This window comes from Sulfitobacter faviae (genome assembly GCF_029870955.1).
Classification (GTDB): domain Bacteria; phylum Pseudomonadota; class Alphaproteobacteria; order Rhodobacterales; family Rhodobacteraceae; genus Sulfitobacter; species Sulfitobacter faviae.
Window position 1 is genome coordinate 1,929,322 of sequence record NZ_PGFQ01000001.1, and the last position, 18,928, is coordinate 1,948,249.

Sequence of the window (18,928 nt, forward strand, 5' to 3'; positions counted from 1 at the left end):
GTGCTGCGCATACACCATTGAGAAAGACCAAAAGGAGCCAACACCATGGCAAAGGCAAAGTTTGAACGCACCAAACCGCACGTCAACATCGGCACGATCGGCCACGTTGACCACGGTAAAACCACGCTGACCGCGGCGATCACCAAGTATTTCGGTGACTTCCAAGCGTATGACCAGATCGACGGCGCGCCCGAAGAGAAGGCCCGCGGCATCACCATCTCGACCGCGCACGTCGAGTATGAGACCGAGAACCGCCACTACGCCCACGTCGACTGCCCCGGCCACGCTGACTATGTGAAAAACATGATCACCGGTGCGGCGCAGATGGACGGCGCAATCCTGGTTGTGAACGCGGCCGACGGCCCGATGCCCCAGACCCGCGAGCACATCCTGCTCGGCCGTCAGGTTGGCATCCCCGCCATGGTCGTCTTCATGAACAAAGTTGACCAGGTCGACGACGAAGAGCTGCTCGAGCTCGTCGAGATGGAAATCCGCGAACTGCTGTCTTCCTACGACTACCCCGGCGACGACATCCCCGTTGTTGCAGGTTCCGCTCTGGCGGCGATGGAAGGCAACAAGCCCGAGATCGGTGAAGAGTCGATCAAGAAGCTGATGGCCGAAGTTGACGCCTACATCCCGACACCTGAGCGTGCCGTGGACCAGCCCTTCCTGATGCCTGTCGAAGACGTCTTCTCGATCTCCGGCCGTGGTACCGTTGTGACCGGCCGTGTCGAGCGTGGCGTGATCAACGTTGGCGACGAAATCGAAATCGTCGGCATCCGCGACACCAAGAAAACCACCTGCACCGGCGTGGAAATGTTCCGCAAGCTGCTGGACCGTGGTGAAGCGGGCGACAACATCGGCGCCCTGCTGCGCGGCGTTGAGCGTGACGGCGTTGAGCGTGGTCAGGTTCTCTGCAAGCCCGGCTCCGTGACACCGCACACCAAGTTCGAAGCCGAAGCCTACATCCTCACCAAAGAGGAAGGTGGCCGTCACACGCCGTTCTTCGCGAACTACCGTCCGCAGTTCTACTTCCGTACAACTGACGTGACCGGCACCGTTCAGCTGGCAGAAGGCACCGAGATGGTCATGCCCGGCGACAACGTGTCCTTCGGCGTTGAGCTGATCGCACCGATCGCCATGGAAAACGGCCTGCGCTTCGCGATCCGCGAAGGTGGCCGCACTGTTGGCGCGGGCGTCGTTTCCAAAATCACTGAGTGATTTTGAAACGGACCCGGTGGACGGCAGTCGCTCCGCAGGAGCGATGAGAGCCCACCCCCTGGCCTGACCGGGGACCACGGTTCAGATATTCGAAAGGCCGCAGCTTTTGTTGCGGCCTTTTGCTTTGGCGGGAGAGGGGCCTTCGGCGTGCGCGTGATACGGGGGAGACGGCGCGTTTTCCGGGTGTGATTGAACGCGGACGGGGTGCGCGGTCACGCCGGGGCGGCGTGACTTTGCGCACTGGTTCTAAAAACACGGGGGTTTTTAGAACCCTCTTGCCACTTGCTTTGATTCCCCTATAGGACGCGCATCGAACCGGGGTGCGTTAGACGCGCCCCGTTTGATTTATTACCAAGGCGCGAAGAGGGGGCCGGATGAGCCTGCTTCCTCCAATCCGTTAGAATCCCAAAACAAGGGATATGCATATGGCCGTTCAAAGCCAGAACATCCGCATTCGCCTGAAGGCGTTTGACTACCGGGTGCTCGATGCCTCCACTCAAGAAATCGTCAGCACCGCCAAGCGCACAGGCGCTTCGGTTCGCGGTCCCATTCCGCTGCCGAACAAGATCGAGAAATTCACCGTTCTTCGTGGCCCCCACGTCGATAAGAAATCCCGTGACCAGTTTGAAATCCGCACGCACAAGCGTCTGCTGGATATCATCGATCCGACCCCCAGACCGTGGACGCGCTGATGAAGCTCGACCTCGCCGCTGGCGTGGACGTCGAGATCAAGCTGCAATCGTAAAGCCGGGAGGGTAATCATATGTTGCGCTCAGGCGTTATTGCAAAAAAAGTCGGCATGACCCGGCTGTTCATGGAAGACGGCAAGCAGATCCCTGTGACCGTTCTTCAGTTGGACAAGCTTCAGGTTGTCGCACAGCGCACCGCGGACCGTGACGGCTATACCGCCGTTCAGCTCGGTGCCGGTTCGGCGAAAGCCAAACGTACAAGCCAAGCCATGCGTGGTCACTTCGCCGCGGCGAAAGTGGAACCCAAGCGCAAGCTGGCCGAGTTCCGCGTCGACGCAGACGCGATGATCAACGTCGGTGAGGAGATCACCGCTGACCATTACTTCGCCGGTCAGTATGTCGACGTTGCGGGCACATCCATCGGTAAAGGTTTTGCCGGTGCGATGAAGCGTCACAACTTCGGCGGTCTGCGCGCCTCGCACGGTGTGTCGATCTCCCACCGTTCGCACGGCTCCACAGGCCAGTGTCAGGATCCCGGCAAGGTTTTCAAAGGTAAGAAAATGGCCGGTCACATGGGTGCTGCCCGTGTCACCACGCAGAACCTCGAGGTCGTCAAGACCGACAGCGCGCGTGGCCTGATCATGGTCAAAGGCGCCGTTCCCGGCTCCAAAGGTGGTTGGGTCACCGTCAAGGATGCGGTCAAAAAGCCGTTCCCCGAAGACGCGATCCTGCCCGCCGCTCTGAAATCCGCCGCTGACGAAGCCGCGAAAGCCGCCGAAGAGGCCGCCGCCGCAGCCGCCGCAGAGGCAGAAGCCGAAGCCAAGCGTTTGGCCGAAGAGCAAGCCGCACAGGAAGCTGAAGCGCTGAAAGCCGCAGAAGCCGAAATCGCAGCTGAAGGTTCGGATGCCGACAATTCCGATGCCGACGCTGACAAGAAAGAAGGTGACGCATGAAACTCGATGTCATCAAACTCGACGGTGGCAAAGCCGGGTCCGTAGACCTGGACGAAGCCCTGTTCGGCCTGGAGCCGCGTGCCGACATCCTGCACCGCGTCGTGCGCTGGCAGCGTAACAACGCGCAGCAGGGGACGCATAAGGTCAAGACCCGGTCCGAGACCAGCTACTCGACCAAGAAGATCTATCGCCAGAAGGGCACCGGCGGCGCACGCCACGGTGACCGCAACGCGCCGATCTTCCGCAAGGGTGGTATCTACAAGGGTCCGACCCCGCGCAGCCACGGCCACGAGCTGACCAAGAAGTTCCGCAAGCTGGGCCTGCGCCACGCGCTGTCCGCCAAAGCAAAAGCCGGTTCGCTGGTCATTATCGACGAAGCAACTTCCGAGGGCAAAACCGCCGCTCTGGCCAAGCAGGTCTCGAACCTGGGCTGGAAGCGCGCGCTGGTCATCGATGGCGCTTCGGTCAACGAGAACTTCGCACAGGCCGCGCGCAACATCGATGGGTTGGACATCCTGCCGTCGATGGGCGCAAACGTCTATGACATCCTCAAGCGTGACACTCTGGTGATCACCAAAGCGGGGATCGAAGCATTGGAGGCACGCCTGAAATGAGCGCCAAGCATCAACACTACGACGTGATCCGCAAGCCGGTCATCACCGAGAAGGCAACCATGGCGTCCGAACAGAACGCCGTCGTCTTCGAAGTCGCGATCGACAGCAACAAGCCGATGATCAAAGAGGCCGTCGAGGCGCTCTTCAACGTCAAGGTGAAGGCCGTGAACACGACCATCACCAAAGGCAAGGTCAAGCGTTTTCGGGGCCAGATGGGCCGCCGCAAAGACGTGAAGAAGGCCTATGTGACGCTCGAAGAGGGCAACACAATCGACGTGTCCACCGGGCTCTGATTGCCGGTTAGACATTTGGGAAAGGCCTCCGCATTGCGGGGGCCTTTTTCGTTTCGGGGATGCGCCGGGGCCCGGGACAAGCCGCAGGCGCCGGGCCATCGCCTGCCCGCCCGGAGGGGTAGGCGATTTGGTGAGGCTGGACGTGACCTCGCAAAAGCACATCTCGGTTGAACCATAAAGTGGCACCAAGGTCCGTCAGATCGCCGACCCGCGGGCAGGCGCTGGCCCTCGGAGCATGAATGCCACCCCGGCCATGGACTAGCCACAGGCTCAACCCTCCCCCAAAGCAGGCTGTTTCCAGCCTAAATGCCGCGACGTAACGGCAAAGGGTGACGCGGGCGTTGCTTGCGGCGCGCTTTCCTCTACAAGACCTCGGATAACCACAAAAAGCAGGTCCATGTCCCACGAAAAATCTACCTCCGGCGTGTCTGCGGACGTGTCGAACGCGCGCGACTGGGTGCGCGTGCTGGCCCGTTACCGCGAGCCGAGCACTTGGCGCAGCAGTTTTGAACTGGCGATCACGCTCGGCCCCTTCATCCTTCTTTGGTCGCTGGCTTGGTGGGCGCTCTCAGTCAGCGGCTGGTTGGCCCTCGCGATCTCGCTGGTGAACGCGGGCTTCTTGCTGCGGCTCTTCGCGATCCAACACGACTGCGGCCATGCGGCCTTTTTCAGCAGCCGCCGCACCAGCGATTGGGTGGGCCGCGTGCTCGGGGTGCTGACGCTGACGCCCTATGACGTTTGGCGTCGCACCCATTCGATTCACCACTCTTCAGCTGGGAACCTTGGCCGTCGTGGCATTGGCGATATCCACACGCTCACGGTCGCGGAGTATCGCGCGCTTGGGCTATTCGGGCGACTGCATTACCGCTTGTATCGGAACCCGATCGTGCTCTTTGGCCTTGGGCCGACCTATCTGTTCTTCGTGCAGAACCGCGTGCCCCTGGGGCTGATGGCGCAGACCCGTTATTGGCTGAGCGCGATGGGCACCAATCTGACGATCCTCACAGCACTTGCTGTGATCTTCTACTTCGGGGGATCATGCCCATTCTGCTGATCTTCGTGCCCAGCACCCTTCTGGCGGCCACGGCGGGCATGTGGCTGTTCTATGTGCAGCACCAGTTCGAGACGACCCATTGGGAAGAGAACGACGCTTGGGACCTGCATGATGCGGCCTTTCACGGCTCCTCGCATTACATCCTGCCGCGTCCCCTGCAGTGGCTCAGCGCCAATATCGGCATTCACCATGTGCACCACCTCTACAGCCGCATTCCCTTCTATCGCCTGCCGGAAGTGCTGCGCGATCATGTCGCCTTGGCGGAGGGGAACCGGATGACCATCCGCGAGAGCCTTGCCAACGCGCGGCTGCATCTATGGGATGAGAAAAGCAAGCGCCTGTTGTCTTTCGCGCAGGCGCGCCGGGTCGCCTGAAGCCGCAGTATTTTTCTATGATCTGGGCCCCCGCTTTGGCGGGGGTCTTTGAATTTGGAGGGCTGTCATTACCTTGGCGCGATCCTCTCGGCTATGCGTTCAATCATGCGGCGACCCCGAAAAAGTTCCGAAAAAAAGCCATCAATTTTCTTGGAACAGAGCAGAAAGCTGCCGGTTGTCTCACCGTGGAAGACGGGGTGCTGCGCGCCTCACTTATCGTAAACGAACACGGGAGAGACCTAATGATCTATACCAAAACACTCATGGCTGGCGTATCCGCCGTTGCCCTTTTCGCGGCCGCTCCGGTTCTGGCGCAGGATGCGACAGAGAACGTCGAAGAGACCATCGAGCGCAACGCCGAAGTTGAAGCCGAGATGGAAGCCGAGGTCGAAGGTGGCACAGCCGCGACCGCGAATGTTGCTGGCGGCCAAGTGGTTGTCGAGCAGGAAGACGCCGAAGTTGACGTGACCGTTCCCGAGCCCGATGTGAACGTGTCGCAGGACGCTCCCGTAGTGACTGTTGAGCAGGGCCAGCCCGAAGTGAACGTCGCCGTTCCCGAGCCGACCGTTCGCGTGCAGCAGCAAGCGCCGATCATCACAGTTGAGCAAGCACAGCCGCAGGTTACTGTGCGTATCCCCGAGCCGGTCGTGACCGTGCAGGTCCCGAAGCCGCAGGTTGACGTGGACACCGGCGAGCCGATCGTTGATCTGGAGCAGCCCGAACCCGTTGTGAAGTTCGTGCGCCCCGAGCCGAAAGTGACCATTGAGGAAGCCGAGCCGCGCGTGACCGTTGAGCAGGCCGAAGCCGATGTGAACGTTGCCGAATCCGAGGAAGCCCGCGTCGACGTTGAGCAGCAAGAAGCCAACGTGAACGTGCAGCAGGGCGAAGACGCGAATGTTGTCGTCGAAGAAGCCGAAGCACCGCAGGTCAACGTTGAAGGTGCCGAAGGTGCCGAGATCGACGTCGAGCAAGAGCAAGCGCGCGTGCTGATGGAAGACTTCAACGCGGATGAGCAGGGCAATATGGCCGAAGAAGACCGTGCCCGCTATCAGGAGAACGTGCAGCGTCTGCCGATCTTTAACCTGACCGCCGAAGAACTGACTGGCCGCAGCGTTGCCACCGAGACTGGTGAAGATGTTGGCGAAATCGACTTCATCGGCGTCCGTGGCGACACCGTTGTTGCGATCATCGGCGTTGGTGGTTTCCTTGGTATGGGCGAAAACGAAGTCGCCATTCCGGTTGAGAAGCTGATCATGCGTGAAGACGAAGTCATCGTCCCCGGCGTGACCGAGGAGCGTCTGGAAAGCATGCCGGAATTCAACGAAGCCGAAGTTGAAATCCTCGACCCCGGCATGCGTCTGGCCGAGAGCGTTGGCCTTGACTAATTCCCACCTTGGGTAACTGCTAAACCAATAGAAGAAGGCGCTTCGGCGCCTTCTTTTCTTTTGTGCGGGCAGGGGAGAGGATTTTCGCCATGCCTACTGGACGGGCTGTTGCGAACCTGTTAGGTCGCCACATCGGCTCAGACCCCGGATTCGTCCGGGGTTTGGCTATTTGAACGATCCCGGTGGTTGGGATGCCTGCCTCGCAAGAGATTTAAACCCATCCACCACTCCCACAGGGGACCTTCGGGGCCCTATAACCAACGCGCTTTCACCTTGGTGCGAGCGTGCCTAGCAAACGGAAGACAGAGAACATGGCACTCAAGTCGTACAAACCGACGACGCCAGGCCAGCGTGGACTGGTACTGATCGACCGTTCGGAGCTGTGGAAAGGCCGCCCGGTCAAAGCCCTTACTCAGGGTCTGACCAAATCCGGTGGCCGGAACAACACCGGACGAATCACAATGCGTCGTACAGGTGGTGGTGCAAAGCGCCTCTACCGTATCGTTGATTTCAAGCGTAACAAGCTGGACATGTCCGCTGTTGTCGCGCGGATCGAATATGACCCCAACCGTACAGCCTTCATCGCACTGATCCAGTACGAAGACGGTGAGCAGGCCTACATCCTGGCCCCGCAGCGTTTGGCCATCGGCGACAAGATCATCGCCGGCGCCAAAGTGGACATCAAGCCCGGCAACGCGATGCCCTTCTCGGGCATGCCGATCGGTACGATCGTCCACAACATCGAGATGAAGCCCGGCAAAGGTGGTCAGATCGCCCGTGCCGCCGGCACCTACGCCCAGTTCGTGGGTCGTGACGGTGGCTACGCTCAGATCCGTCTGAGCTCCGGCGAGCTGCGTCTCGTGCGTCAGGAATGCATGGCCACCGTCGGTGCCGTCAGCAACCCCGACAACTCCAACCAGAACTACGGTAAAGCGGGCCGCATGCGCCACAAGGGCATCCGCCCCTCTGTGCGTGGTGTGGTGATGAACCCGATCGACCACCCGCACGGCGGTGGTGAAGGCCGGACCTCTGGTGGTCGTCACCCGGTTACTCCTTGGGGTAAGCCGACGAAGGGTGCCAAGACCCGCAACAAGAACAAAGCGTCCAGCAAGCTTATCATCCGCTCGCGTCACGCCAAGAAGAAGGGGCGTTAATCAATGGCTCGTTCAGTATGGAAAGGTCCTTTTGTTGACTCTTATGTCCTCAAAAAGGCAGAGGCTTCCCGTGAGGGCGGTCGTAACGAAGTGATCAAGATCTGGTCGCGCCGCAGCACGATCCTGCCCCAGTTCGTGGGTCTGACGTTCGGCGTCTACAACGGTCACAAGCACATTCCTGTCAACGTCAGCGAAGAAATGATCGGTCAGAAGTTCGGTGAATACTCCCCGACTCGTACCTACTACGGTCATGCCGCCGACAAAAAAGCGAAGCGGAAATAAGCCATGAGCAAGGATAAGAATCCCCGCCGCGTGGCAGACAACGAAGCAATGGCAAAGCTGCGCATGCTTCGTACGAGCCCGCAGAAACTGAACCTGGTTGCTGCCCTCATCCGTGGCAAGTCCGTGGACAAGGCGCTGACCGACCTGACCTTCTCCAAGAAGCGGGTCGCGCAGGACGTGAAGAAATGCCTTCAGTCCGCCATCGCCAACGCGGAAAACAACCACAACCTGGACGTCGATGAGCTGATCGTGGCCGAGGCCTATGTCGGCAAGAACCTGACCATGAAGCGCGGTCGCCCGCGGGCCCGTGGCCGGTTCGGCAAGATCATCAAGCCGTTTGCCGAGATCACGATCAAAGTGCGTCAAGTTGAGGAGCAAGCCTGATGGGTAACAAAGTCAATCCGATCGGTATGCGCCTTCAGGTGAACCGCACCTGGGACAGCCGCTGGTACGCCGACACCAAGGATTACGGTGATCTTCTGCTCGAAGACCTCGCAATCCGCGACTTCATCAAGAAAGAGTGCCACCAGGCCGGTGTTGCCCGTGTGATCATCGAACGTCCGCACAAGAAGTGCCGCGTCACGATCCACACAGCACGCCCCGGTGTCATCATCGGCAAGAAAGGCGCGGACATCGAGACGCTGCGCCAGAAGATTGCCAAGATGACCAACTCGGAACTGCACCTCAACATCGTTGAGGTCCGCAAGCCCGAGCTGGACGCACATCTGGTTGGTGAGAGCATTGCACAGCAGCTGGAGCGCCGGGTGTCTTTCCGCCGCGCCATGAAACGTGCCGTGCAGAACGCCATGCGCATGGGCGCACTGGGCATCCGCGTGAACCTCGCGGGTCGTCTGGGTGGTGCCGAGATCGCGCGTACCGAATGGTACCGCGAAGGTCGCGTGCCGCTGCACACATTGCGTGCCGACATCGATTACGCGCATGTCGAGGCTTCCACCGCCTACGGCATCATCGGGATCAAGACATGGATCTTCAAAGGCGAGATCATGGAACACGACCCCGCCGCGCGTGACCGCAAGGCACAGGAACTCCAAGACGGCCCAGCACCTCGCGGTGCCGGCGGTCGTCGCTAAGGGGAATGAGAAATGCTTCAACCAAAGCGTACTAAATTCCGCAAGCAGTTCAAAGGCTCGATCAAGGGTCTGGCGAAGGGCGGGTCCGACCTGAACTTCGGCACCTACGGCCTGAAGGCACTGCAGCCGGAGCGGGTTACAGCCCGTCAAATCGAAGCGGCACGCCGCGCCATGACGCGTCACATGAAGCGTCAGGGCCGTGTCTGGATCCGCATCTTCCCGGATGTTCCGGTAACCTCCAAGCCCGTCGAAGTTCGTATGGGTAAAGGTAAAGGTTCCGTTGACTTCTGGGCCGCCAAGGTCAAGCCGGGCCGCATCATGTTCGAGATCGACGGTGTCGGCGAAGACGTGGCGCGCGAAGCCCTGCGTCTGGCAGCCATGAAGCTGCCGATCAAGACCCGGGTCGTGGTCCGCGAGGACTGGTAAGCCCGAAGCCCCGCAAGGGGCGGCAGAAAGAAAAGGCCCCCGTCGAGCGATCGGCGGGGGTTTTGCTTTGGCGGGGCAGGGGAATGACGCGCAAGCGCCGGCTCGCGCAAATCTCGCCGGTCCGTGCCATCCGGCCCGGATTCAAGCCGCAGGCGCCGGGCCATCGCCTGCCCGCCCGTCACGCCAGAGGCGTGCCGTCATATGGTGGGCGCACCTTCGGTGCGACCGGGTAGGCGATTTGGTGAGGCTGGGTGCGATTTCGAGAACGCACATCTTGGCTGCGCAATAAAGTGGCACGAGGCACCGTTGGATCGCCGACCCGCGGGCAGGCGATGGCCCTCAGTCTTTTACATTTTACGCCCAATTGTAGTTAAAACTCACCGAAACCCGATCTTCCTCGATCATGTTCATCGGCACCTCGTGGCGCAGCCAGCTTTCCCAGAGCAGCACGTCGCCCGCTTCGGGGCCACATAGATGAAAGGCCGCAGTTCCTCGCGCGCGTCCTTCATCCGGCCCGGCGCAGCCATCATCATCGGCAGGCGCGGGTCTTCGAAACGGATCGCGCTGGCGCCCTCGGGCATGGTCACATAGGTCGTGCCTGAAATCACCGAATGCGGGTGGATATGCGAGGTGTGGATGCCGCCCTCGGGCAGGATGTTCAGCCACAGCGAGTCGAGCACCAGCTTGCGGTCACCCAGATCGAATTCGAGGTCCTTGGCAAAGGCCGCGACATGTTTGTCGAGCGACTTGACCAAACCCTTAAAGATCGGAAAGCGGTAGGGCAGGTCATCCAGCGAGGCATAAGAGGTGTAGCCCGCATAGCCGTTCTCCTCGCACCAGTCCTGACCGGCCTCATCATCCTCGGCAATCGAGAAGCAAGAGGCGGCCAGTTCATCGGTGTCGATGGGCTTGCCGTGGTCCGACAGGGCGGCGTGATAGAGGCGGGTGGCGAAAAGCGATTTGATGTTTGACATGGAACCTCCTTACGCCGAACATACCCCTATCGCCAGCCTATTTGCGCCAAAAGCGCAGATGCGGGCCAACGGGGGTTGCCATGTGCGACCTCAACGCGTATTGGCACCTTTCATCATGAACTCCACCAGAATCATGGTCACCCTGACAGGGGCCTACTGGTGATGTTGAAAGGAAGAGGCCGTGAAAGCCAGCGAACTGCATGACAAGACGCCGGACCAGCTCCGCGACGAGCTTGTGAACCTGAAAAAAGAATCCTTCAACTTGCGTTTTCAGCAGGCCACCGGCCAGCTGGAGAACTCCGCACGTCTGAAGACTGTTAAGCGTGACGTGGCCCGTGTCCACACCGTGCTGAACCAGAAAGCCGCTGCTGCGGCAGTCGAATAATAGGAGCCTGAAACATGCCCAAGCGTATCCTTACAGGCACCGTGACATCGGACGCCAACGCACAAACAGTTTCCGTTTCCGTAGAGCGCCGCTTTACGCATCCGGTTCTGAAAAAGACCATCCGTAAGTCCAAGAAGTACCGGGCTCACGATGAGAACAACACGTTCAAGGTGGGCGACACTGTGCGCATCATCGAATGTGCCCCCAAGTCGAAAACCAAACGTTGGGAAGTTCTGACTTCGGACAAAGCCGAGGCCTGAGCCCCTTAAACGAAACCCTGGGATGAGGGCCGCATCGCCCCCAGAAGGTCGGGAGAAACCAAATGATCCAGATGCAGACCAACCTGGATGTTGCTGACAACAGCGGCGCGCGCCGTGTTCAGTGCATCAAGGTCCTGGGTGGTTCCAAGCGTAAATACGCGTCCGTCGGCGATATCATCGTCGTGTCGGTCAAGGAAGCCATCCCGCGTGGTCGTGTGAAAAAGGGCGACGTCCGCAAGGCCGTCGTCGTTCGCACCGCCAAAGAAGTTCGTCGTGAAGATGGCACCGCTATCCGCTTCGACCGCAACGCCGCTGTTATCCTGAATAACAACAACGAACCCGTCGGCACCCGTATCTTCGGGCCGGTCGTTCGTGAGCTGCGCGCGAAGAACTTCATGAAAATCATCTCGCTCGCTCCGGAGGTGCTGTAATCATGGCTGCTAAACTTCGCAAAGGTGACAAGGTCATCGTCCTGTCCGGCAAGGACAAAGGCAAGACGGGCACCATCTCGTCCGTTGACCCCAAGTCGAACAAGGCCATCGTTGACGGCGTGAAAATCGCCATCCGCGCCACGCGCCAGACACAGACATCTCAAGGCGGCCGCATCCCCAAGGCGATGCCGATCGACCTGAGCAACCTCGCACTGGTGGATGCCAATGGCAAAGCCACCCGCGTGGGTTTCAAAATCGAAGGCGACAAGAAAGTGCGCTTTGCCAAGACCACGGGGGACGTGATCGATGCTTGATACCGCAACCTACACACCCCGCCTTCAGGCCGAATACCGCGAGAGGATCCGCGCCGCCCTGAAAGAGGAATTCGGCTACAAGAACGACATGATGATCCCCAAGCTGGACAAGATCGTTCTGAACATCGGCTGCGGAGCCGAAGCCGTGCGCGACAGCAAAAAAGCCAAGTCGGCTCAGGAAGACCTGACCGCGATTGCGGGCCAGAAGGCTCTGACAACCGTGGCCAAGAAATCCATCGCTGGTTTCCGCGTGCGTGAGGACATGCCTTTGGGTGCGAAAGTCACCCTGCGTGGCGACCGTATGTACGAATTCCTTGATCGTCTGATCACGATCGCAATGCCCCGTATCCGCGACTTCCGCGGCATCTCGGGCAAAAGCTTCGACGGCCGTGGCAACTACGCCATGGGCTTGAAAGAGCATATCGTGTTCCCCGAAATCGACTTCGACAAAGTTGACGAGACTTGGGGTATGGACATCGTGATCGCCACCACGGCGAAAACCGACGCTGAAGCCAAGGCGCTGTTGAAAGCATTCAACATGCCCTTCAATTCATAAGCGCGGGAAGGATTAGAAATGGCTAAGAAATCCATGATTGAGCGCGAGAAGAAGCGCGAAGCACTGGTTAAGAAGTACGCTGACAAGCGCGCGGCTCTGAAAGAGATCGTGAGCGACGAAAGCAAACCGATGGAAGAGCGTTTCCGCGCTTCCCTGAAACTGGCGAAACTGCCGCGCAACAGCTCTGCTGTGCGTCTGCACAACCGTTGCCAGCTGACGGGCCGCCCGCACGCCTACTATCGTAAACTGAAAATTTCGCGGATCGCGCTGCGGGACCTTGGCTCTTCCGGCCAGATTCCCGGCATGGTCAAGTCGAGCTGGTAAGGAGCGCATCAGATGAACGATCCTATCGCAGATATGCTGACACGCATCCGTAACTCTTCGCTGCGCGGCAAATCCACCGTCATGACACCGGCCTCCAAGCTGCGTGCATGGGTTCTGGACGTGCTGGCCGACGAAGGCTACATCCGCGGCTATGAAAAAGTCACGGGCGCCGATGGCCACCCCGCCATTGAGATCAGCCTCAAGTACTACGAAGGCGAACCTGTTATTCGCGAGCTGAAGCGGGTTTCCAAGCCCGGTCGCCGCGTCTACATGGCCGTCAATGACATCCCCGTCGTCCGTCAGGGCCTCGGCGTGTCGATTGTCTCCACCTCCAAAGGTGTGATGTCGGACGCATCTGCACGGTCTGCCAATGTTGGCGGCGAAGTGCTCTGCACCGTATTCTAAGGAGAAGACAATGTCTCGTATCGGTAAGAAACCAGTCGCTATGCCTTCGGGTGTCTCGGCAGAGGTGAGCGGTCAGACCATCGAAGTGAAGGGCCCCAAGGGCACCCGCAGCTTCCGTGCCACTGATGACGTGAGCCTCGCGGTCGAAGACAACGCAATCACTGTGACGCCGCGCGGCAAGTCCAAGCGCGCCCGTCAGCAGTGGGGCATGTCCCGCACCATGATCGAAAACCTGGTGACCGGCGTCACCACGGGCTTCAAGAAAGAGCTTGAAATCCAGGGTGTTGGTTATCGTGCGGCCATGAATGGCAACACGCTGAAACTGAACCTCGGCCTCAGCCACGATGTCGACTACGTTGCGCCCGAGGGCGTGACCGTGACGGCACCCAAGCAGACCGAAATCGTTGTGGAAGGCATCGACGAACAGCTCGTTGGTCAGGTTGCCGCGAACATCCGCGCATGGCGCAAGCCCGAGCCCTATAAGGGCAAAGGCATCCGCTATAAGGGCGAGTTCATCTTCCGCAAAGAAGGCAAGAAGAAGTAAGGAACGGATTGATGGCAAATACCAAACGACAGCTGTTCCTGAAGCGCCGCATGCGCGTTCGGAACAAACTCCGCAAAGTCAACGCCGGGCGTCTCCGCCTATCGGTACACCGTTCGTCCAAGAACATCTCGGCCCAGCTGATCGACGATGTGAACGGCGTGACACTGGCCTCCGCCTCCTCCATGGAGAAGGATCTGGGCGTGGTTGGCAAAAACAACATCGAAGCAGCGACCAAAGTCGGTGCCGCGATTGCCGAACGTGCCAAGAAAGCCGGCGTCGAAGAAGCATACTTCGACCGTGGCGGCTTCCTCTTCCACGGCAAGGTGAAGGCTCTGGCCGAAGCCGCGCGTGAAGGCGGTTTGAAGATCTGATTGTGCGGTGCGTGGGCAACCACGCACCCGCTTTCATACGAAGGCTATGCCCCCGTGCATAGCTCTCCTGCGAAGAGGGCCGGGAAGGCCCTCTCGATGATCCGGGGGCCATGGGCTCACCAGGATTGATCCTAAGGGCCGGTGAGGCCACAGAAAAAGGAAGATGCCAGATGGCAAGAGATGACAACCGTGGGGGCAACCGCCGCAACCAACGCGACGAGACCCCGGAATTCGCTGACCGTCTGGTCGCGATCAACCGCGTGTCCAAGACCGTTAAGGGTGGTAAGCGTTTCGGCTTTGCCGCACTCGTGGTCGTGGGCGATCAGAAAGGCCGCGTCGGCTTTGGCAAGGGTAAAGCGAAAGAAGTGCCCGAGGCCATCCGCAAGGCGACCGAGCAAGCCAAGCGTCAGATGATCCGCGTTCAACTACGCGAAGGCCGCACCCTGCACCATGACATGCATGGTCGTCACGGCGCAGGCCGCGTCATCATGCGCACAGCACCTGAAGGTACCGGTATCATCGCCGGTGGTCCGATGCGTGCCGTGTTCGAGATGTTGGGCGTGAAAGACGTTGTGTCCAAATCGGTCGGTTCGCAGAACCCCTACAACATGATCCGCGCCACTTTGGACGGTCTGAAGAAAGAGCAATCGCCCCGTTCCGTCGCGCAGCGTCGCGGCAAGAAAGTGGCTGACATTCTGCCCAAGCGTGAAGACAACGTAGAGTCCTCCGCTCAAGTGGCTGAGGAGGCATAAGCATGGCCAAGACACTCGTAATCAAGCAGGTCGGTTCGCCGATCCGCCGCCCCGCCAAACAGCGCGCAACGCTGGTCGGCCTCGGCCTCAACAAAATGGGTCGCACCCGTGAGCTGGAAGATACACCTTCCGTGCGCGGCATGATCAACAAGGTCTCGCATATGGTCGAGATCGTTGAAGAGAAAGGCTGAACCTAGGGTTCAGCGGTAGGGCGGGGGACCGTCCTACGAAGACGCCTCGCAGGGAACTGCGGGGCGTTTTGCGTTGTGGGATTTGCGGGTTTGGCAGGCGAATGCTGAGGCGCGCTTGGCACGCGTTCGGTCCGCTTACTGGGGGATTCGAGAGGTCGGTTCCTTCGCCCACTAGTTTTCAACACTTGTTAATATTTCGTTAACATTTACCGTTGAATGGCCTCACGCATTTTTTCGGGGCGTAAACGGATAGGATTAACGATGAAACCCTTTGCTATACTCGCCGTTATATTTGTGGCGGCTGGTGGGCCGTCCTTCGCGTCGGTTCAGATGCAAACCAGCCAACTAAGTACCCCCGACGGCCCCGCCCATGGGGGCGGATGTAGAAAATCCTCACCGCCGGGGCGATGTTGCCATGCCGGATCAAAGCCATATCATTGCCACTAGCCGGTGGGATTAGGTCGACAGGGGTGGGGCGCTGGAGGTAGTCGCCATGCCCCCTTGTCACGCCCCCCGCCATCCCCTATACGCCCCCGGTGGCCCGTGTTGGGTCGCAATGGAATCGCAACGCCGCGTTTGGCCACTCCCGTCGCTGGGGGCCAATTCCGGCATAAGGAGAAGCGACATGAAACTGCACGAACTTTCCGACAACGAAGGCGCAGCCAAGAAGCGTATGCGCGTTGGACGTGGTCCCGGCTCTGGCAAGGGTAAAATGGGTGGCCGTGGTATCAAGGGTCAGAAGTCCCGCTCGGGTGTGAGCATCAATGGCTACGAAGGCGGCCAGATGCCCATCTACCAGCGTCTGCCCAAGCGCGGCTTCAACAAGCCGAACCGCAAATCCTTCGCTGTCGTTAACCTGGGCCTGATCCAGAAATTCATCGATGCGAAGAAACTCGACGCGGGCAACACCATCGACGCCGCAGCACTGGTTGCCTCCGGTCTGGTCCGTCGTGAGCTGGACGGTATCCGCGTTCTGGCCAAGGGTGACATCACCTCCAAGATCGACCTGAACGTTGCTGGCGCTTCCAAGTCCGCCATCGAGGCGGTCGAGAAGGCAGGCGGCAAGGTGACCGTGACCGCTCCCAAGGCGGCCGAGGCATCCGAGTAAAGCGGCCTTAAGGCTTGTGAGCGGCGCGCCAGCCGCTTACATAACCTCAAGTTTTCCCGAACGCCGCCCGCCGGAAAACGGTCCGGGCGGCGTTTTCGCAACAAGAGAAGAGACCCCTCATGGTATCTGCCGTCGAAAACATGGCCGCGAACACGAGCTGGTCCGCATTGGGCAAGGCAACAGACCTGCGCAACCGGATTCTGTACACGCTCGGGCTGCTTATCGTTTACCGCCTTGGCACCTTCATTCCGGTTCCCGGCATCGACGGTGGCGCGCTGCGTGACTTTATGGAGAGCGCAGGCCAAGGCATCGGCGGCATGGTGTCGATGTTCACCGGCGGCGCGCTTGGCCGGATGGGTATCTTCGCTCTGGGCATCATGCCCTATATCTCCGCCTCGATCATCGTTCAGCTGCTGACCTCCATGGTGCCTGCGCTGGAACAGCTCAAGAAAGAGGGTGAGCAGGGGCGCAAGAAGATCAACCAGTACACCCGCTACGGCACCGTGGCGCTGGCGACGCTGCAGTCCTACGGCCTTGCGGTCAGCCTTCAGGCCGGTGACATCGTGGCCGATGGCCAGATGGGTTTCGGCTTTATCGCGGCCTGTATGATTACCCTCGTGGGCGGCACCATGTTCCTGATGTGGCTGGGTGAGCAGATCACCGCGCGCGGCATCGGCAACGGCATTTCGCTGATTATCTTCGTCGGCATCATCGCCGAGGTTCCCGCCGCCATTGCGCAGTTCTTCGCTTCGGGCCGTTCGGGCGCCATCAGCCCCGCCGTCATCGTGGGCGTCTTGGTCATGGTGATCGCGACGATCATGTTCGTGGTCTTCATGGAGCGCGCCCTGCGCAAGATCCACATTCAATACCCGCGCCGTCAGGTCGGGATGAAGATGTATGACGGCGGCACCAGCCACCTGCCGGTAAAGGTGAACCCGGCGGGCGTGATCCCGGCGATCTTCGCCTCCTCGCTGCTGTTGCTGCCGGTCACCGTCAGCACCTTCTCCGGCAATTCCACCAGCCCGGTGATGTCTTGGCTCTTGGCGACCTTCGGCCCCGGTCAGCCGCTCTACCTGCTGTTCTTCGTGGGCATGATCGTCTTCTTCGCCTATTTCTATACCTTCAACGTCAGCTTCAAACCCGATGACGTGGCCGACAACCTGAAGAACCAGAACGGCTTTGTCCCCGGCATCCGCCCCGGCAAGCGTACCGCCGAGTATCTGGAGTATGTGGTCAACCGCATCCTCGTCCTCGGCTCGGCCTATCTGGCGGCGGTCTGTGTTCTGCCCGAGATCCTTCGCGGCCAGTTCGCCATTCCCTTCTACTTCGGCGGCACCTCGGTGCTGATCGTCGTCTCGGTCACCATGGACACGATCCAACAGGTTCAGAGCCATCTGCTGGCGCATCAGTATGAAGGTCTGCTTGAGAAGTCTCAGCTGCGCGGCAAGGGCGCGGGCAAAGGCAAAGGTACACGCAAGAAACGGAGCCCCGTACGTCGATGAATATTATCCTACTCGGGCCTCCGGGCGCAGGCAAAGGCACCCAAGCACGTCATCTGGTTGAAACCCGCAACATGGTTCAGCTGTCCACTGGCGACATGCTGCGTGAAGCCAAGGACAGCGGGACAGAGATGGGCAAGATCGTGGCCGACGTGATGGACCGCGGCGCGCTTGTCACCGATGAGATCGTCATTGGCCTGATCCGCGAAAAGCTCACCGACAAGGCCGAGCATGGCGGCTTTATCTTCGACGGCTTTCCCCGCACGCTGGCGCAGGCCGATGCGCTGGCCGATCTGATGGCGCAAGAGGGGCAGACCCTCGACGCTGTGATCGAGATGAAGGTCGACGATGAGGCGCTGGTCGCGCGCATCACCGCCCGTTCCACCTGCGCAAGCTGTGGCGAGGTTTATAACGACCTGACCAAACCGATCCCGAAGATGGGAAGTGCACCAACTGCGGCGGGACCGAGTTCAAGCGCCGCGCGGACGACAATGAGGAAAGCCTCAAAACCCGTCTGATGGCCTATTACAAACAGACCTCTCCGCTGATCGGCTACTACTATGCCAAAGACATGCTCAGCGGCGTGAACGGTCTGGGCCAGATCGAAGAAGTGCGCGGCGCGATCGCGCAGGTTCTCGACCAGTGATTTCCCGGCGGCGCGGGGCAGGGGGCGCTGTCCTTTGCCTTCGCGCGGCCGAGCAGCGTAGAGTTTTGTGCGGGCCTTGACGCCCTGCGCAAAACCTCATAGTCACCCCTATCTCGTAAGAGAATCAAATTGCGGCAAGGGTTCCGCCCAACCCCGCAAGATCACCTGATCAGCCTTAGCCCGATGGTCTTACCGCCTCGGGCTTGTGTTGTGAAAAAAGGGTCTGGAATCACGGACCCGCAACGAAAAGGAATAGCTAACGTGGCACGTATTGCCGGCGTAAACATCCCGACTGCAAAGCGGGTTCCCATCGCCCTCACCTATATCACCGGTATTGGCAGCTCCTCCGCCAAGGCCATCTGCGAAGCTGTCGGCATCGACGAGACCCGCCGGGTCAACGAACTGTCTGACGCCGAAGTTCTGGCCGTGCGTGAGCACATCGACGCCAATTACACCGTCGAAGGCGACCTGCGTCGTGACACGCAGATGAACATCAAGCGCCTGATGGACCTCGGCTGCTACCGTGGCCTGCGCCACCGTCGCAACCTGCCGGTTCGCGGCCAGCGCACCCATACCAACGCACGCACACGCAAAGGCCCCGCGAAGGCCATTGCTGGCAAGAAAAAATAAGG

24 protein-coding genes and 4 pseudogenes are annotated in these 18,928 nt (G+C 59.9%); 27 read left to right on the top strand and 1 reads right to left on the bottom strand.

Features of this window, described 5'->3' with window-relative positions; genetic code table 11:
- The first annotated feature begins 45 nt into the window (after positions 1–45).
- The 12 genes and pseudogenes from tuf to rplP all read left to right on the top strand — a co-directional run bounded on the left by tuf (position 46) and on the right by rplP (position 9,536).
- Positions 46–1,221 carry an elongation factor Tu gene (tuf, locus tag CUR85_RS09975; RefSeq protein WP_067260569.1) on the top strand — a complete coding sequence of 392 codons (1,176 nt, stop codon included), beginning with the start codon at positions 46–48 and terminating at the stop codon, positions 1,219–1,221.
- Positions 1,222–1,646: 425 nt separating this feature from the next.
- A pseudogene (gene rpsJ, locus CUR85_RS09980) lies at positions 1,647–1,966 on the top strand (30S ribosomal protein S10).
- A gap of 18 nt (positions 1,967–1,984) precedes the next feature.
- On the top strand, positions 1,985–2,863 hold the full coding sequence (rplC, locus tag CUR85_RS09985; RefSeq protein ID WP_082852159.1) for a 50S ribosomal protein L3: 879 nt from the start codon (positions 1,985–1,987) through the stop codon (positions 2,861–2,863).
- The gene (rplD, locus tag CUR85_RS09990; RefSeq protein ID WP_067267960.1) at positions 2,860–3,477 is read left to right on the top strand and encodes a 50S ribosomal protein L4; all 618 of its coding nucleotides are present in this window, start codon (positions 2,860–2,862) and stop codon (positions 3,475–3,477) included. Before rplC ends, rplD begins: the two co-directional genes overlap by 4 nt.
- Positions 3,474–3,770, top strand: a complete 297-nt coding sequence (locus CUR85_RS09995; protein WP_067267962.1) for a 50S ribosomal protein L23 — start codon at positions 3,474–3,476, stop codon at positions 3,768–3,770. The genes rplD and CUR85_RS09995 overlap by 4 nt, the downstream gene beginning before the upstream one ends.
- Positions 3,771–4,167: 397 nt before the next feature.
- Positions 4,168–5,198 (top strand): annotated as a pseudogene (locus CUR85_RS10000) (fatty acid desaturase).
- Between the two features lie 242 nt (positions 5,199–5,440).
- Positions 5,441–6,583, top strand: coding sequence for a PRC-barrel domain-containing protein (locus CUR85_RS10005; protein WP_067267999.1), 1,143 nt, complete (start codon positions 5,441–5,443; stop codon positions 6,581–6,583).
- Between the two features lie 311 nt (positions 6,584–6,894).
- Positions 6,895–7,737 (top strand): 50S ribosomal protein L2, encoded by an 843-nt coding sequence (gene rplB / locus CUR85_RS10010; protein ID WP_067267965.1) that lies wholly within the window; start codon positions 6,895–6,897, stop codon positions 7,735–7,737.
- Between the two features lie 3 nt (positions 7,738–7,740).
- Positions 7,741–8,019 (top strand): 30S ribosomal protein S19, encoded by a 279-nt coding sequence (gene rpsS, locus CUR85_RS10015; RefSeq protein WP_067267967.1) that lies wholly within the window; start codon positions 7,741–7,743, stop codon positions 8,017–8,019.
- Between the two features lie 3 nt (positions 8,020–8,022).
- Complete coding sequence (gene rplV, locus CUR85_RS10020; protein WP_067267968.1) at positions 8,023–8,403, top strand: 50S ribosomal protein L22; 381 nt, start codon at positions 8,023–8,025, stop codon at positions 8,401–8,403.
- Entirely contained in the window at positions 8,403–9,110 is a 708-nt protein-coding gene (gene rpsC / locus CUR85_RS10025; protein ID WP_067267970.1) for a 30S ribosomal protein S3, read from the top strand. The genes rplV and rpsC overlap by 1 nt, the downstream gene beginning before the upstream one ends.
- 12 nt (positions 9,111–9,122) lie before the next feature.
- Positions 9,123–9,536, top strand: a complete 414-nt coding sequence (gene rplP, locus CUR85_RS10030; RefSeq protein WP_007118841.1) for a 50S ribosomal protein L16 — start codon at positions 9,123–9,125, stop codon at positions 9,534–9,536.
- Positions 9,537–9,890: 354 nt separating this feature from the next.
- On the opposite strand, the pseudogene CUR85_RS10035 reads toward rplP, so the two are convergent.
- Positions 9,891–10,510 (bottom strand): annotated as a pseudogene (locus tag CUR85_RS10035) (TIGR02466 family protein).
- A 181-nt stretch (positions 10,511–10,691) separates the two neighbouring features.
- On the opposite strand from CUR85_RS10035, the gene rpmC reads away from it, so the two are divergent.
- From rpmC to rpsM, 15 genes and pseudogenes are all read left to right on the top strand, one after another.
- Positions 10,692–10,895, top strand: a complete 204-nt coding sequence (gene rpmC / locus CUR85_RS10040; RefSeq protein ID WP_067267973.1) for a 50S ribosomal protein L29 — start codon at positions 10,692–10,694, stop codon at positions 10,893–10,895.
- Positions 10,896–10,909: 14 nt separating this feature from the next.
- Positions 10,910–11,155: a 30S ribosomal protein S17 gene (rpsQ, locus tag CUR85_RS10045; protein WP_067267977.1), complete on the top strand. Its 246-nt coding sequence runs from the start codon at positions 10,910–10,912 to the stop codon at positions 11,153–11,155.
- A gap of 62 nt (positions 11,156–11,217) precedes the next feature.
- Positions 11,218–11,586, top strand: a complete 369-nt coding sequence (gene rplN / locus CUR85_RS10050; RefSeq protein WP_005621870.1) for a 50S ribosomal protein L14 — start codon at positions 11,218–11,220, stop codon at positions 11,584–11,586.
- A 2-nt stretch (positions 11,587–11,588) separates the two neighbouring features.
- Entirely contained in the window at positions 11,589–11,900 is a 312-nt protein-coding gene (rplX, locus tag CUR85_RS10055; RefSeq protein WP_067267981.1) for a 50S ribosomal protein L24, read from the top strand.
- Entirely contained in the window at positions 11,893–12,456 is a 564-nt protein-coding gene (gene rplE, locus CUR85_RS10060) for a 50S ribosomal protein L5 (RefSeq protein WP_067267983.1), read from the top strand. Before rplX ends, rplE begins: the two co-directional genes overlap by 8 nt.
- 18 nt (positions 12,457–12,474) lie before the next feature.
- Positions 12,475–12,780, top strand: a complete 306-nt coding sequence (gene rpsN / locus CUR85_RS10065; protein ID WP_136720403.1) for a 30S ribosomal protein S14 — start codon at positions 12,475–12,477, stop codon at positions 12,778–12,780.
- 12 nt (positions 12,781–12,792) lie between these two features.
- Positions 12,793–13,185, top strand: a complete 393-nt coding sequence (gene rpsH, locus CUR85_RS10070) for a 30S ribosomal protein S8 (RefSeq protein WP_067267987.1) — start codon at positions 12,793–12,795, stop codon at positions 13,183–13,185.
- A 10-nt stretch (positions 13,186–13,195) separates the two neighbouring features.
- Entirely contained in the window at positions 13,196–13,729 is a 534-nt protein-coding gene (gene rplF, locus CUR85_RS10075) for a 50S ribosomal protein L6 (RefSeq protein ID WP_067267988.1), read from the top strand.
- Positions 13,730–13,740: 11 nt separating this feature from the next.
- Positions 13,741–14,100, top strand: coding sequence for a 50S ribosomal protein L18 (gene rplR / locus CUR85_RS10080; protein ID WP_067267990.1), 360 nt, complete (start codon positions 13,741–13,743; stop codon positions 14,098–14,100).
- Between the two features lie 170 nt (positions 14,101–14,270).
- Entirely contained in the window at positions 14,271–14,852 is a 582-nt protein-coding gene (gene rpsE / locus CUR85_RS10085; RefSeq protein ID WP_067267992.1) for a 30S ribosomal protein S5, read from the top strand.
- A gap of 2 nt (positions 14,853–14,854) precedes the next feature.
- Complete coding sequence (gene rpmD, locus CUR85_RS10090) at positions 14,855–15,043, top strand: 50S ribosomal protein L30 (protein ID WP_067267994.1); 189 nt, start codon at positions 14,855–14,857, stop codon at positions 15,041–15,043.
- 625 nt (positions 15,044–15,668) lie between these two features.
- Positions 15,669–16,151: a 50S ribosomal protein L15 gene (gene rplO, locus CUR85_RS10095; RefSeq protein WP_067263142.1), complete on the top strand. Its 483-nt coding sequence runs from the start codon at positions 15,669–15,671 to the stop codon at positions 16,149–16,151.
- Positions 16,152–16,270: 119 nt separating this feature from the next.
- Entirely contained in the window at positions 16,271–17,653 is a 1,383-nt protein-coding gene (gene secY / locus CUR85_RS10100; RefSeq protein ID WP_067263144.1) for a preprotein translocase subunit SecY, read from the top strand.
- Positions 17,650–18,296: pseudogene (locus CUR85_RS10105) on the top strand (adenylate kinase). The gene secY and the pseudogene CUR85_RS10105 overlap by 4 nt, the downstream one beginning before the upstream one ends.
- A gap of 261 nt (positions 18,297–18,557) precedes the next feature.
- Entirely contained in the window at positions 18,558–18,926 is a 369-nt protein-coding gene (gene rpsM, locus CUR85_RS10110; protein WP_067263150.1) for a 30S ribosomal protein S13, read from the top strand.
- Positions 18,927–18,928: the final 2 nt, after the last annotated feature.